Here is a 16,126-nt window from a genome sequence, read left to right as displayed (position 1 = left end):
CCCTCAACACCCCGCAACACACCCGACAACGACCAGTCCACAAACCCCGACAGCGCCGACTCACACTCCGCCAACCGCGCAGCGAACACCGGCGAAGCATCCAACAGCTCCACCGCCATCCCCGCCCACTGCGCACCCTGACCCGGGAAGACGAACACGGTCCGGCCAACAGCACCCGCGACCCCCGACACCACCCCACCCGCAGGCTCACCCGAAGCCAACGCCTCAAGCCCCACCCCAGGCGAGCCCACCACCACGGCCCGATGCTCAAAGCACGACCGCGTCGACACCAACGACCAACCCACAGCCGCCGGATCGGCCTCCTCGGCGAGCGGCAGCAACGCCCCGGCCTGAGCACGCAACGCAGCCTCGTCCCGTCCGGACAGCAGCCACGGAACCACCGGCAGTTCCACACTCGGTCCGGCCTCATCGGCCGCGGGCGGCGCCTCCTCCACGATCACATGGGCGTTCGTGCCGCTCACACCGAAGGCGGACACACCCGCCCGACGCGGCTGCTCCCCGCGCGACCACTCCCGCGCCTCGGACAGCAGCTCCACCGCACCCGCCGACCAGTCCACATGCGACGACGGCGTCTCGGCGTGCAACGTCCTGGGCATGACACCGTGCCGCAGCGCCAGCACCATCTTCATCACACCCGCGACACCCGCCGCGGCCTGCGTGTGCCCGAGGTTCGACTTCACCGAACCCAGCCACAACGGCCGGTCCTCCGGACGGTCCTGACCGTACGTGTCGAGCAGCGCCTGCGCCTCGATCGGGTCACCGAGCTTGGTGCCGGTACCGTGCGCCTCCACCACGTCCACCTCGGCAGGCGTCAGCCGCGCGTTCGCCAGCGCCTGCCGGATCACCCGCTGCTGCGAGGGACCGTTCGGCGCGGTCAGCCCGTTGGACGCACCGTCCTGGTTGACCGCGGTGCCCCGGATGACCGCCAGCACCTGGTGCCCGTTGCGCCGCGCGTCCGACAGCCGCTCCACGAGGAAGACGCCGGCGCCCTCGGAGATGCCCATGCCGTCCGCATCATCGGAGAACGCCTTGGAGCGGCCGTCCTCGGCGAGGCCGCGCTGGCGGCTGAAGCCGATGAAGCCCAGCGGGGAGGAGCCGATGGAGGCGGCGCCGGCCAGGGCGAGCGAGCACTCGCCGGCGCGCAGTGCCTGGGCCGCGAGGTGCAGGGCGACGAGGGCTGAGGAGCACCCCGTGTCCACGGTGACCGCGGGGCCTTCGAGGCCGAGTGTGTACGAGATGCGCCCGCTGGCCACGCTCGTCGCCGTGCCGGTGATGAGGTGGCCCTCCACGCCTGCCGGGAGCTGACGCAGGCCGGTGCCGTAGCCGCCGTTGCCGACGCCGACGAAGACACCGCACTCGCTGCCGCGCAGGGTGTGCGGGTCGATGCGGCCGTGCTCGATCGCCTCCCAGGAGGTTTCCAGGAGCAGCCGCTGCTGCGGGTCCATCGCCAGCGCCTCGCGCGGCGAGATGCCGAAGAAGGCGGGGTCGAAGGCGCCCGCGTCGTGGACGAAGCCGCCCGTACGGACGTACGTGTGTCCCTCGTCGTCCGCGTCCGGGCTGAAGAGCCGTTGCAGGTCCCATCCCCGGTCGTCGGGGAAGGCGGTGATGACGTCCTCACCGTCGGAGATCAGCCGCCACAGGTCCTCGGGGCCGGTGACTCCACCGGGGAACCGGCAGCCCATGCCGATGACCGCGACGGCGTCGTCGTCCGGGTCGGCGCCGGTGGTGAGCCGGGCGACGGGAGTCCCGGCGGAGGGCCGCTCGCCGAAGAGGGCAGTGTGCAGATGCTGGGCCAGGCGGATGACGTTGGGGTGGTCGAAGACCACGGTGGTGGCGAGTTTCAGGCCGGTGGCGGTGCGCAGGGCGTTGCGCAGGGCCACCGCGAGGAGCGAGTCGAAGCCGAGGTCGCGCAGCGGCCGCCCGTCCTCGATGGTGTCCGCGGTGGCGTGTCCGAGGACCGTGGCCGCGTGGGCACGCACCAGGTCGCGCAGCGCCGACTCACGGTCCGCCACGGACAGGGGGCTCAGCCGCTCCCGCAGGGTGTTCGCCTCGCTGGTGCCGGTGTCCTCCTCCTCTGCGGCGCGGGCGGCCGCAAGGGCGGCTTCGGCTTCCGGGATGTCCTTGATGAGCGGGCGGGGACGGGCGGCCGTGTAGGCGGGTGTGAAGTCCGTCCAGTTGACGTCGCCGATGGCGAGGAACTCCTCGTCGTCGGCCATCGCCCCGCGCAGGCCGTTGATCGCGACTCCGGGCTGCATGGCGGACAGGCCACGCCAGTTGAGGGAGTCGTCGTCGACGGTGTCGCCCAGGCCGCTGCCGTCGGCGGCCCACAGTCCCCAGGCGATCGTCGTGCCGGTGAGGCCGCGGGCGCGCCGGGCGCGGGTGACCGATTCGAGGTGGGAGTTGCCCGCCGCGTAGGCGCCGTGGCCGCCGGCGCCCCAGACGGCCGCGACGGAGGAGTACAGGATGAACGCGTCCAGGTCCGTGCGGTCGAAGAGGCGGTCGAGATGGGTGGTCCCGGCCAGCTTCGCCTCCGCGTCGGCCGCGAAGTCGGCCAGGTCGGTGCCGGTCAGGGCGGCGGGCCGGCCGATGCCCGCGCCGTGCACCACGGTTCTGATCGGCGGGCCGTCGGCCTCGATCCGCTCGACGAGGCGGGCGAGGGCCTCGTGATCGGCGACATCGCAGGCGGCGATCGTCACCTTGGGGCCGAGGGCGCCCAGTTCCTCGGCGAGTTCGCGGGCGCCGGGTGCGTCCGGTCCGCGCCGGGAGGTGAGGACGAGATGCTCCGCGCCGGCCTCGGCCAGCCAGCGGGCGGTGTGTGCGCCCAGTTGCCCGGTGCCTCCGGTGATCAGCGCCGTGCCGCTGGTACGCCACGGCCGGCCGCTCGACGCCGACGCCGGGGCCCGCCGCAGTCGCCGTGCCAGTGTGCCGCCCGCGCGGATCGCCACCTGGTCCTCGTCGCCGCCCGCGCCGAGTACGGCCGCCAGGTGTGCCAGGTCGTCGGTGCCGGGGTTCTCCGGAAGGTCGACGAGACCGCCCCAGAGGTGCGGGAGTTCGAGGCCGAGCACGAGGCCGAGGCCCCAGGTGCTGCCTTGTGCGGGGTGGGTCACCGGGTCGTCGCGGTCGGCCGTGACGGCGCCCCGGGTGCACAGTCGCAGCGGGGGTGCGTCGTCCTGGGCGGCCAGGGCCTGGGTGAGCAGGACGTTGAGCGCGAGCCCTGTGGTGAGGACGGGATGGCTCGGGTCGGGACTCTCGTCGAGGGCGAGCAGGGACAGCACGCCGGTCGCCCCGGAGTGCGCGTCCAGCAGCTCACCGATGCGCTGCCGGTCGGCGTCGGCGTCGAGCACCAGCTCGGCCACCTCGGCGCCGTGTTCCCGCAGCGCCCTGCCGATCGCCTCGACCGTCTCCGCACGGTCCCGCTGTCCCTCCGACGTCACCAGCAGCCAGCGCCCGTCGAGGGGCTGCTCAGTGCGCTGTGGGCACGGTGTCCAGGTGATGTCGTAGCGCCAGGATTCCAGCAGGGAGTCCGTGCGGCGGCGCGCCCGCCAGTCGTTCAGCGCCGGGAGTACGGCGTCGAGGGCGTCCTCGGCCACGCCGAGCACGTCGGAGAGTTCACGCGCGTCGCCGGTGTCGACGGCCGTCCAGAACGCGGCGTCGGCGGGGTCCTGGCCGGGTCCGGCCGGCTGCTGTTCCATCCAGTAACGCTGCCGCTGGAAGGCATACGTCGGCAGGTCGACGGCGCGGGCACCCGTCGGCGCGAAGAAGGCGGCCCAGTCGACCTCGGCGCCGTCCGTCCACAGGCGGGCGAGGGCGGTCACGGCGGTGACCGGTTCGGGGCGCTTTCCGTGCAGCACGGGGACGACGCAGGTGGCCTCTTCGTATGTTTCACCGATGGCGCCGACGAGGCTCGCGTCGGGGCCGAGTTCGACGAAGCGGGTGACGCCGAGGGACGACAGCCGGGTCACGGCGTCGGCGAAGCGGACGGTGCCGCGGACCTGGTCGGCCCAGTAGGCCGGGGTGAACTCCTCGACCTGCTCGCCGGTCAGCGTGGAGACAATCGGAATCCGCGGCCGGGCATACGCCAACTCCCCCGCCACCACCGCGAAGTCGTCCAGCATCGGGTCCATCAGCGCCGAGTGGAAGGCGTGACTGACATCGAGCCGGCGGCCCTTGCGGTCCGGCAGTCGGGCCGCGACGGCTTCCACGGCGGCACGTTCTCCGGACAGCACGACCTGGGTGGGGCCGTTCACCGCCGCGAGGGACACCTCGTCGGTGAGGAGCGGGGTCACTTCGTCGACGGTCGCGCGTACGGCCCACATGGCGCCGCCTTCGGGCAGTGCCCCCATCAGGCGTGCCCGGGCTGCGACGAGCCGGCACGCGTCCGCGAGGGACAGCACGCCGGCGACGTGTGCGGCGGCCAGTTCACCGACCGAGTGCCCGACCAGGTGGTCGGGCCGCACGCCCCACGACTCCAGTAGCCGGAACAGGGCGACTTCGACGGCGAAGAGGGCGGGTTGCGCCCATCCGGTGTCGTTCAGGTCCTCGGCTTCGCCGTTCAGGTCCTCGCCGTTCATGACCTCGCGCAGCCCGTCGAAGTGCGCGCACACCTCGTCCAGAGCCGCTGCGAAGACGGGGAAGGCCGCTGCCAGTTCCCGGCCCATACCGACGCGCTGGCCGCCCTGGCCGGAGAAGACGAAGGCGGTCAGTCCGTCCCCGGTCGTGCCGGTCACCACGTCCGGCGCGGGTGTGCCGGTGGCGAGGGCCGTCAGCCGGGCACGCACCTCGTCCGTGTCCGGGCCGAGGACGACCGCCCGGTGCTCCAGGGCGGCCCGGGTGGTGGCCAGGGACAGTCCGACGTCCGCCGGGTCGAGGCCCGCCGTGCCGGCCGCCAGCCGGTCGGCCTGTGCGGCCACCGCGTCCGGGGTGCGGGCCGAGACCGGCCAGGGCACCACCGGCAGTCGGCCCGTGGGGACGTCGGCGGGGGCGTCGGTCTCCTCCGGTTCCGGTGCCTCCTCGACGATCACGTGGGCGTTCGTGCCGCTGGCGCCGAAGGCGGAGACTCCCGCCCGGCGCGGTTGCTCACCGCGCGGCCAGTCCCGGGTCTCGGACAGCAGTTCCACCGCGCCGGCCGACCAGTCGACGTGTGAGGACGGGGTGGCGGCGTGCAGGGTGGCGGGCAGCAGTTCGTGCCGCAGCGCCAGCACCGTCTTGATCACACCGGCGACACCGGCGGCGGCCTGCGTGTGCCCGATGTTCGACTTGACGGTGCCGAGCCACAGCGGCCGGCCGTCCGCACGGCCCTGACCGTAGGTCGCGAGCAGCGCCTGGGCCTCGATGGGGTCGCCGAGCCGGGTGCCGGTGCCGTGTGCCTCGACCGCGTCCACCTCGGACGCGGACAGGCCCGCGTTCGCCAGTGCCTGGCGGATCACCCGCTGCTGCGAGGGACCGTTGGGCGCGGTCAGCCCGTTGGACGCACCGTCCTGGTTGACCGCCGAGCCCCGGATCACGGCCAGCACCCGGTGCCCGTTGCGGCGCGCGTCCGACAGCCGCTCCAGCAGCAGGACGCCCACGCCCTCGCCCCAGCCGGTGCCGTCGGCGTCGTCCGAGAAGGCCTTGACCCGTCCGTCGACGGCGAGCCCGGACTGCCGGCTGAACTCGGTGAAGTTGCGCGGTGAGCCCATGACGGTGGCACCCGCCGCGAGGGCGAGCGAGCACTCGTCGTCGCGCAGTGCCCGGACCGCCAGGTGCAGGGCGACCAGGGACGACGAGCACATGGTGTCGACGGTGACGGCGGGGCCTTCCAGCCCCAGGGTGTAGGCGATCCGGCCGGAGAGGACGGCGCTCGAACCGCCGGTGAGCAGATGGCCCTCCACACCTTCGGGCGCGGTGCCGGCCGACGCGGTGTAGCCCTGGTCGCCGGCCCCGACGAAGACGCCCGCCCGCTCACCGCGCAGGGTGTCCGCGTCGATGCCGGCGCGCTCGACGGCCTCCCACGCGGCCTCGAGGAGCAGCCGTTGCTGCGGGTCCATCGCCAGCGCCTCACGCGGCGACACCCCGAAGAAGGCGGCGTCGAACTCGGCGGCACGGTCGAGGAAGGCTCCATGCCGGGTGTAGGTGGTGCCGGGGTGGTCGGGGTCGGGGTGGTAGAGCCGCTCCGGGTCCCAGCCGCGGTCGGCCGGCAGGTCTCCGACGAGGTCGGCGCCGGCCGCGATCAGCTCCCAGAAGTCCTCGGGGGTGTCCGCGCCCGGGAAGCGGCAGCTCATCGACACGATCGCGATGGGCTCGCGCCGCTTGTCCTCCAGCTCCTGGAGCTTCCTGCGGGTCGTCCGCAGGTCCGCGGTGACCCGGTTCAGATAATCCCGCAGCCGCTGTTCGTTCCCGCCACTGCTCATCGGATGCCCAACTCCCGGTCGATCAGGTCGAAGATCTCGTCGTTCGTCGCCGCCGCCAGGTCCTCGCGCGGGTCGGCGGCCTCTGCTGTGGGTTCGGCGCGGCGCAGCAGCGCGCGCAGCCGGTCGGCCACGTCGTGGCGGGTCCACTCCTCGTCCGGCAGCGCCGCGAGAGCGGCCTCGAGGCGGTCCAGGCCGGCGAGTACGTCGGGGGTCCCACCGGACAGTTCGCCCCGCAGGTGGCGGGCGAGCGCGGCCGGGGTGGGATGGTCGTAGACCAGGGTCGCGGGCAGCCGCAGTCCGGTCGCCGTACTGAGCCGGTTGCGGAACTCCAGGGCCGTCAGGGAGTCGAAGCCGAGCTCCTTGAACGCCCTGCGGGGCCGGACGTCCTCCGGACGGCCCGCCTTGAGGACCGCGGCGGCCTCCCGCCGGACGATGTCCACCAGCACGGTCTCCCCGTCCTCGGCGGACAGACCGGCGAGCCGGTCCGTGAGCGCCGTGGACTGGTCCCGTCCGGACTCGTCGTCGTGCTGCGGCTGCCGGGGCACGGCCTGCGCCGCGGTGAGCGCGGCGACCAGCCGGCGGTCCCTCGTCATGGTGTAGAGCGGCAGGAACCGGGCGAGGTCGAAGGCGGCCACGGCGATGGCGGCGTCACCGTGGCCGACGGCCTGCGCCATGGCCCGTACGGCCTGTTCCGGCCGCATCAGGCGCATCCCGCGCCGGGTGAGCAGGTCGGCGACGTCGCCTTCGACCATGCCGCCGCCGCCCCAGGCGCCCCAGGCGACCGACGTGGCCACCGCGCCGCGGGCGCGTCGCGCCTGCGCGAAGGCGTCCAGGTAGGCGTTGGCGGCGGCGTACGCGGCCTTGCCGGCGTCGCCCCATGTCCCGGCTCCGGAGGAGAACAGGACGAAGGCGTCCAGGTCGAGGCCGGCGGTCAGGGCGTCCAGGTTGCGGGCGCCCTCGGTCTTGGCCCGGACGATCCGGGCGAGGTCGGCGGCGGACAGGTCCGCGACGGGAATCTCCGGCTGGGTGACCCCCGCGGTGTGCACGACCGCGGTGAGCGGCTCGGTGTCGTCGATCGCCCGGAGGACGGCGGCGAGCGCCTCGGCGTCGGCGACGTCGCAGGCGGCGACGGTCACCCGGGCGCCGAGGGCCGTCAGTTCCTCGCACAGTGCGGCCGCGCCGGGTGCCCGGTCACCCCGGCGGCTGGTGAGGACCAGGTGGGTGGCGCCGTGCCGGGCCGCCCAGCGGGCCACGTGTGCGCCCAGGGCGCCGGTGCCGCCGGTGATCAGGACCGTGCCGCGCGGCTGCCACGGCTCTGCCTCGGGCGCCGGGTCCGGGACCAGGCGCCGCCCGAGGGCATGCGTGCCGCGCAGGGCGACCTCGGTCTCGCCGGAGGATCCCGACAGGGTCGCGCAGAGCTGGGCGAGGATTTCCTCCTCGTTCGCCGGGTCCCCCTCGTTCGCCGGGTCCCCCTCGTTCGCCGGGTTCTCCGGGTTCGGCGGGTTCTCCGGGTTCGGCGGGTTCTCCGGGTGTTCCTCGTTCGGCCCGCCCGGCAGGTCGACCAGCCCGCAGAGCCGGCCGGGCTCGTCCAGGCCGAGCACCACACCGAGGCCCCACACCTGTGCCTGAAGGGGATTACGGACCGGGTCGTCCGGCCCGGTGCCGACCGCGCCCCGCGTCGCCAGCCACAGGGGGGCGTCGCCGGTCCGTCCGGCGAGGGCCCGTACACAGGCGACCGTGTCGGTCAGACCGGTGGTGAGGTCCGGCTCGGTGGCGTCGGGCCGCTCGTCGAGGGCCGCCAGGGACAGGACGCCGTCGACGTGGTCCGGCAGCGGGGTGTCCTCCTGGGCCAGTTGGCGCGCCGTGACCGGGTGCGGGGTGGCGCCGTGCCGGGCGAGCCCGGCCAGCACCGCCTGGACCAGATCCGGTGCGACCTCCTCGTCCGGGGTCACCACGATCCACTGCCCGCCGAGTTCCGGCGTGGCGCCCGGGGGTGTCCCCGGGGTCCCGGCCGGCACGGGGGTCCACACGACGCGGTGGCGCCAGCTGTCGACGAGCGTCGCCTCCTGGCGCGCGGCGACCTCGGCGGGCGTCCGGATCCAGTGGCGCCGCCGCTGGAAGGGGTAGGTGGGCAGGTCGACCGCGCGGGCCGGGACGTCCGGTAGCGCCCGGCTCCAGTCGACGGGCGCGCCGCGCACCCATGCCTCGGCCAGCGAGAGCAGGAAGCGCTCGGTGCCTCCCTCGCCCCGGCGCAGCGACCCCACGGCGAAGGCGTCGTCCCGGTCGGCCAGCGTCTCCTCGATCGCGGCGAGCAGCACAGGGTGCGGACTGCTCTCCACGAAGAGCCCGAAGCCGTGTTCGGTCAGGGTGCGCACCGCGTCGGCGAAGCGCACCGGCCTGCGGAGGTTCGCGCACCAGTACGCCGCGTCGAGCACCGGGCCGTCGATCCACTCACCGGTGACGGAGGAGAGGAACGGCACGTCGGGGCGTCGGGGCCGTACCGGCGCCAGCAGGGTGGCGAGTTCATCGAGGATCTTGTCGACGTGAACCGAGTGCGAGGCGTAGTCGACCGGGATCATCCGTACCCGTACGTCGCGCTGCGCGCAGGTGCGGGCGAGTTCCTCCAGTGCGTCACGGTCGCCGGAGAGCACCACCGAGCCGGGCCCGTTGACCGCGGCGACCGACACCCTCTCCCCGTAGGGAGCCAGCAACTTCGCGACGCCGTCCTCCGGCAGTGCGACGATGGCCATGCCGCCTGTTCCGGTGACCGCGGTGATGGCCCGGCTGCGCAGGCACACCACCCGTGCCGCGTCCTCCAGCGACAACGCCCCCGCCACACACGCCGCGGCGATCTCACCCTGCGAATGCCCCACCACCGCAGCCGGCACCACACCATGCGAACGCCACAACGCCGCCAACGCCACCATCACCGCGAACGACGCCGGCTGCACCACATCCACACGATCCAACGACGGAGCACCCTCAACACCCCGCAACACACCCGTCAACGACCAGTCCACAAACCCCGACAGCGCCGACTCACACTCCGCCATCCGCGCAGCGAAGACCGGCGAAGCGTCCAACAGCTCCACCGCCATCCCCGCCCACTGCGCACCCTGACCGGGGAAGACGAACACGGTCCGGCCGACCGCACCCGCGACACCGGACACCACCCCACCCGCAGGCTCGTCCGCAACCAGGGCCTTGAGCCCCACCGCAGGTGAACCCACCACCACGGCCCGATGCTCGAACCGCGCCCGCGTCGACACCAACGACCAACCCACAGCCGCCGGATCGGTTTCACCGACCAGCGGCAGCAGCGCCTCGGCCTGATCGCGCAGCGCTTGCGGGGTGCGGGCCGACAGGACCCAGGGAAGGACTCCGGCGGGCGGCTGCCCGGCCGGAGCGGGTTTCGTTTCCGTCGCGGGAGCCTGTTCCAGGATGACGTGGGCGTTGGTGCCACTGATGCCGAAGGCGGAGACGCCGGCGCGGCGTGGCCGGCCCGTCTCGGGCCACGTGCGGGGTTCGGTCAGCAGCCGGACGGCGCCCGAGTCCCAGTCGACGCGCGAGGTGGGCTCGGCCGCGTGCAGGGTGCGCGGGAGGATCCCGTGGCGCAGCGCCTGCACCATCTTGATCATTCCGACAACACCGGCCGCGGCCTGGGTGTGCCCGATGTTCGACTTCACCGAGCCCAGCCACAACGGCTGGTCGGCGGGCCGGTCCTGACCGTACGTGGCAAGCAGGGCCTGCGCCTCGATGGGGTCGCCGAGCCGGGTGCCCGTGCCGTGTGCCTCGACCGCGTCCACCTCGGACGCGGACAGGCCCGCGTTCGCCAGGGCCTGCCGGATCACCCGCTGCTGCGAGGGACCGTTGGGCGCGGTCAGCCCGTTGGACGCACCGTCCTGGTTGACCGCCGAACCGCGCACCACCGCCAGCACCTGGTGCCCGTTGCGCCGCGCGTCCGACAGCCGCTCCACGAGGAGGACGCCCACGCCCTCGGCCATGCCGAAGCCGTCCGCGTCCTCGGCGAAGGACCGGCAGCGTCCGTCGGCGGACAGGGCGCGCTGCCTGCTGAAGCTGACCAGCGGGGTCGGTGTCGACATCACGGCGGCGCCGGCGACCAGGGCGAGTCCGCACTCGCCGGACTGGAGCGCGCGGGCCGCCATGTGCAGGGCGACCAGGGAGGAGGAGCAGGCGGTGTCGACGGTGATCGCGGGTCCGGTGAACCCGTAGGTGTAGGAGAGCCGTCCGGAGGCCACGCTGGGGGCGCCGCCCGTGACGTGGTAGCCCTCCAGTTCGCCGGGCATGCCGTGCGGCTGTCCGTAGTCCGGCGCCAGCACACCGGCGAACACGCCCGTATCGGCGCCCTTCAGGTCCGCGGGCACGAGTCCCGCGTTCTCGAACGCTTCCCAGGATGCCTCGAGGAGCAGTCGCTGCTGTGGGTCCATCGCCAGCGCCTCGCGCGCCGAGATGCCGAAGAACTCGTGGTCGAACTCGGTGGCGCCGTCCAGGAATCCGCCCGCCCGGGTGTAGCTGGTGCCGTGCCGGTCGGGGTCGGGGTCGTAGAGGGAGTCGAGGTCCCAGCCCCGGTCCGTGGGCAGGGCCCCGGTCGCGTCGGTGGCGTCCATGAGCAGGCGCCACATCGCGTCCGGGCCGGTGATGCCGCCGGGCAGCCTGCAGGCCATGCCGATGACGGCGAGGGGTTCGTCGGACACGCCGCGCCCGGGCCCGGCCGCCGTGCGGTCCGGCAGCCCGCCGTACGCCTGCCCCCACAGGTGTTCGGCGAGCAGGGCGGGGGTCGGGTGGTCGAAGACGAGGGTGGTGGGCAGCGGGGTTCCGGTGACCTTGGCCAGCCTGTTGCGCAGTTCGACGGCGGTCAGGGAGTCGAATCCGAGGTCCTTGAAGGCGCGGTCGTCGGCGAGGGCCTTCGGGTCGCCGTGGCCGAGGACCGCGGCGGTGTGCTCGCGCACCACGTCGAGGACGGCGTCGCGTTGTGCGTCCTCGGGGAGTTGGTCGAGCCGCTCCCGCAGGGCCGAGGCGGGACGGTCGGCGGGCCGGGGCTGTGCCGCCCCCGCCGGGTCGGTGATGAGTTCGCTCAGCAGCGGGCTCGGGCGCGCGGCCGTGAAGACCGGGGCGAAGCGGTCCCGGTCGAGGTCCGCCACGGTGAGGGCCGTCTCGTCGTGGTCGAGGACGAGCCGCAGTGCGTCGAGGGCGTGGTCCGGGTCGAGGACCGGGAGTCCGGTCGCGGCGAGGGTAGCCCAGCGGCTTTCGTCGATCATGCCGCCGCCGCCCCACGGGCCCCAGGCGATCGAGGTGGCGGTGAGTCCGCGGGCGCGCCGCCGTTGGGCGAGGGCGTCGAGGAAGGCGTTCGCGGCGCCGTAGGTGCCGTGTTCGGCGACGCCCCAGACGGCCGAGACCGAGGAGAACAGTACGAAGGCGTCCAGCGGGGTGTCGGCGAGCAACGCGTCGAGGTGGCGTGCGCCGTCGGTCTTGGCGGCGAGGAGGGCCGGCAGGTCCTCGGGCCGGACGTCCTTCAGCAGGCTCAGCTCGCAGACGCCGGCCGCGTGGAACACCGCGGTGAGCGGCCGGTCCGCGGGGATTCCCGCGAGCAGATCGGCCAGTACGGTGCGGTCGGTGACGTCACCGGCGGCCACCGTGACCTCCGTGCCCAGCTCCCGCAGTTCGTCGGTGAGGGTGGTGGTCCCGGCGGTGTCGCCGCCACGACGGCCGAGCAGGATCACGTGGGCGGCGCCGCCCTCCGCCAGCCATCGCGCGAGCCGGCGGCCGAGTGCGCCGGTGCCCCCGGTGACCAGGACGGTGCCGTGCGGCTGGTAGGACCGTCGCCCGTTCGCCGGACGCCGTGCCTCGACGAGGCGGCGGGCGAACACGCCGGCGGGCCGGACGGCAGCCTGGTCCTCCTGGCCGCCGCCGGTGAGGACCGCGGCCAGTCGGTCGCGGACGCGGGCGTCCCAGCGTTCCGGCAGGTCGACCAGGCCGCCCCAGGTACGGGGATGCTCGACTGCCGCCGCCCGCCCCGCGCCCCAGACCGCCGCCTGCGCCGGTTCGGGGGCCGGGTCCGCGGGCCCGGTGGAGACGGCGCCGCGTGTGGCGCACCACAGGGGTGCGGTGACGCCGGCCCGGTCCAGGGCGCTCAGCAGGGTGGCGGTGGCGGCCACGCCCGCTGCCGGGTCCGTACGCGCGCGCAGGGCGCGCAGCGACAGCACCCCGGCGAGCGGCTTGTCGGCGGCCACCCGCGCGAGCGTCCCGGCGTCGACGTCGCCGTCGGGCAGCACGCACAGGACGACGTCCGCCCCCGCGTCGCGCAGGGCGCGGGCCGCCTCCCGGTGGTCGTCGCCGTCGGTGTCCCGTGCCACGACCAGCCAGCGGCCTGCCGGTACGGAGGCAGGGGTGTGCGGTGCCGGGCGCCACACGACGTCGTAGCGCAGGTTCGCGGCCGGGTGCCTGTCGGCGGCGAGGGCAGAGGGGGCGGGCTCGGGTGGCGTCCACCAGTAGCGCTGCCGGTCGAACGGGTACGTGGGCAGCTCGATCCGGCGGCATGCGTGGCCCGCGAGCACCTCCTCCCAGTCCGGTTCGACACCGTGGACGTGCAGATGGGCGAGCGACTCGTCCAGCCGCCCCGGTCCGCCGTCACCGCGGCGCAGGGAGCCGATGGCGACACCGTCGCCGAGCCCGGCGCCCTCAAGGGTCTGCTGCACGGCGATGGTCAGGGTCGGGTGCGGGCTCGTCTCCAGGAAGATCCGGTGCCCGGAGCCTGCCAGGCTTTCGATGGTCTCGTCGAAGCGGACGGTGCCCCGCAGATTGCGGTACCAGTAGTCACCGGTCAGTTCGCTGCCGTCCAGTACGGTCCCGGTCACCGTGGAGTGGAAGGGCACCTCGGCGCGTCGCGGTTCGACCGGGGCGAGGAGGCGTGCCAGTTCCTCCTCGATGGCCTCGACCTGCGCGGAGTGGGAGGCGTAGTCGACGGGGATGGCGCGGGCGTGGACGTCCTGCCGCCCGCACTCGGCGAGGAGTTCGGCGATCGCTTCGGTGTCGCCGGAGACCACGACGGACCGGGGTCCGTTCGTCGCCGCGACGGAGACCCTGCCGTCGAACCGTTCCACCAGTTCGGTCACCCGGTCCACGCTCTGGAAGAGGGACGCCATCGTGCCGCGCCCCGACAGCGCGAGCAGCGCGCGACTGCGCAGGGCCACGACGCGTGCCGCGTCCCGCAGACTCAGCGCGCCCGCCACACAGGCCGCCGCGATCTCCCCCTGCGAGTGCCCGACCACCGCGGAGGGCCGGACACCCCGGGACCGCCACAGTTCGGCGAGGCACACCATCGTCGCCCACAGCGCCGGCTGCACCACGTCGACACGGTCGAGGGAAGGGGCGCCCTCGGCACCGCGCAGCACGTCGGTCAGCGACCAGTCCACGAACTCGTCCAGCGCCTGCTCGCACTCGGCGGCGCGGGCCGCGAAGACCGGCGAGGAGTCGAGCAGCTCGGCGGCCATGCCGGCCCATTGCCCACCCTGCCCCGGGAAGACGAACACCACCCGGTCGTCGCCCACGGAGGCGCCGCGCACGAGTCCGGTCGCCTCGCCGTCCTCGGCGAGCACCGAGAGTCGCCGGTCGAGTTCCGCGGAGGAACCGGCGAACAGCACGGCACGCTCGTCGAACCTGGCCCGCCCGGTGGCCAGCGTGTACGCGATGTCGGCGGGCCTCGCGTCCGGCGCACCGCCGCGCAGCGCCGTACGCAGGCGCCGCGCCTGCTCGCGCAGGGCCTCGGGGGTACGGGCGGACAGCACGTGGGGCAGGACACCTGCCCCGTCGGCGTTCCCGTCGTCGGCGCCCGTCCCGGTCAGCTCCCGTGGCTCCGCCAGGATGACGTGCGCGTTGGTGCCGCCCACCCCGAACGCCGACACCCCCGCCCGGCGCGGACGGTCTCCGTCCTGCGTCCAGGGCACGGGTTCGGTCAGCAGCCTGACCTCACCGGCCGTCCAGTCGACGTGCGCGGAGGGAGTCTCCGCGTGCAGGGTCCGCGGCAGCAGTCCGTGGCGCATCGCGAGCACCATCTTCATCACGCCGCCGAGCCCGGCTGCGGCCTGCGCGTGCCCGATGTTGGACTTCAACGATCCCAGCCACAGGGGTCGTTCGGCCGGACGGCCGTGCCCGTAGACGTCGATCAGGGAGGTCGCCTCGATCGGGTCACCGAGCCGGGTGCCGGTGCCGTGCGCCTCCACGGCGTCCACATCGGCCGGCGTCGCGCCCGCGACCGCGAGCGCCTGCCGGATCACCCGCTGCTGTGCGGGACCGTTCGGCGCGGTCAGCCCGTTGGACGCGCCGTCGGAGTTGACCGCCGTACCCTCCACCACAGCCAGCACGCGGTGCCCGTTGCGCCGAGCGTCGGACAGCCGCTCCAGTACGACGGTGCCCACGCCCTCCGCCCAGCCGGTGCCGTCGGCGTCGTCCGAGAACGCCTTGCAGCGGCCGTCGGGCGCCAGCCCGCGCTGTCTGCTGAACTCCACGAAGATGCCCGGCCGGGACATCACGGTCGCCGCCCCGGCCAGCGCCAGCGAGCACTCGCCGCCGCGCAGCGACTGCACCGCCAGGTGCAAGGCGACCAGCGATGCCGAACACGCCGTGTCGACGGTCATCGCGGGCCCTTCCAGGCCCAGTACGTACGAGATCCGGCCGGACGCCGTGGATCCCGTCGTGCCGGTCAGGGCATAGCCCTCGACACCGTCCGACGCCTCGTGCAGCCGGGGCCCGTATTCCTGGGCCATCGCCCCGACGAACACACCGGTCCGCGTGCCGTGGAGCCGGGACGGCTCGATCCCGGCCCGCTCCAGCGCCTCCCAGGCCGTTTCCAGGAGCAGCCTCTGCTGCGGGTCCATGGCCAGGGCCTCGCGCGGGCTGATACCGAAGAAGTCCGCGTCGAAGTCGCCCGCGTCGTAGAGGAATCCGCCCTCCTGGACCGTCGAGCCCCCGGGGGCGTCCGGGTCCGACAGCAGCCGATCGAGGTCCCAGCCCCGGTCGGCGGGGAAGGGCCCCACGGCGTCCGTGCCCGAGCGCACCAGTTCCCACAGGTCCTCGGGCGAGCGGACGCCACCCGGGAAACGACAGCCCATGCCGACGATCGCGATCGGCTCGTCGTGGGCCGGCCGCGTCAGGGGCGCCGACACGTCCCGCCCCGTCGCCGTACCGGACAACGCCTTCAAGTACTCGGCCAGTTGGATCGGCGTCGGCTGGTCGAACAGCAGGGTGGTGGGCAGGTCGGCGCCGAGTGCCTCACGGAGCCGGTTGCGCAGCCGGAGGGAGGACTGGGAGTCGAAACCGAGGTCCTTGAAGGACGCGCGCGCGGAGATGGCGGCCGCGTCCTCGTGACCGAGTACGGCAGCCGCGTGCGCGGACACCAGGTCCAGCAGAATCCGCCGCCGCTCGTCCTCGTTCGCGGCCGCGTCCAGACGGGCGGCCACGCCGCTCGTCGCCGTCTCCTCACCGGAGTCCGGGGCCACGGTGTCGAACCAGTGCCGACGGCGCTGGAAGGGGTAGGTGGGCAGGTCGACGGTCGCGGGACGGGCACCCTCGAAGACGGCCGTCCAGTCCACGTCCACGCCACGGACCCACAACTCCGCCGCGCTGGACAGGAAACGGTCCATGCCCCCGTCATCACGACGCAGCGAACCGGTGACCACAGCGTCCCCGGCCGTCTCCTC

Annotated in this window: 2 protein-coding genes; both read right to left on the bottom strand. The window is 74.1% G+C overall.

Annotated elements, in window-relative coordinates; genetic code table 11:
- A partial coding sequence (locus ACZ5C2_RS38040) for a type I polyketide synthase (RefSeq protein WP_468801472.1) occupies positions 1-6,410 on the bottom strand: 6,410 nt, incomplete at its 3' end.
- Positions 6,407-16,069, bottom strand: coding sequence for an SDR family NAD(P)-dependent oxidoreductase (locus ACZ5C2_RS38035; protein ID WP_468801470.1), 9,663 nt, complete (start codon positions 16,067-16,069; stop codon positions 6,407-6,409). The genes ACZ5C2_RS38035 and ACZ5C2_RS38040, both read right to left, overlap by 4 nt.
- Between the last annotated feature and the right edge of the window lie 57 nt (positions 16,070-16,126).

The sequence above is a fragment of the Streptomyces sp. NPDC031365 genome, from assembly GCF_055569765.1.
This window is presented reverse-complemented; position numbering and strand designations above follow the sequence as displayed.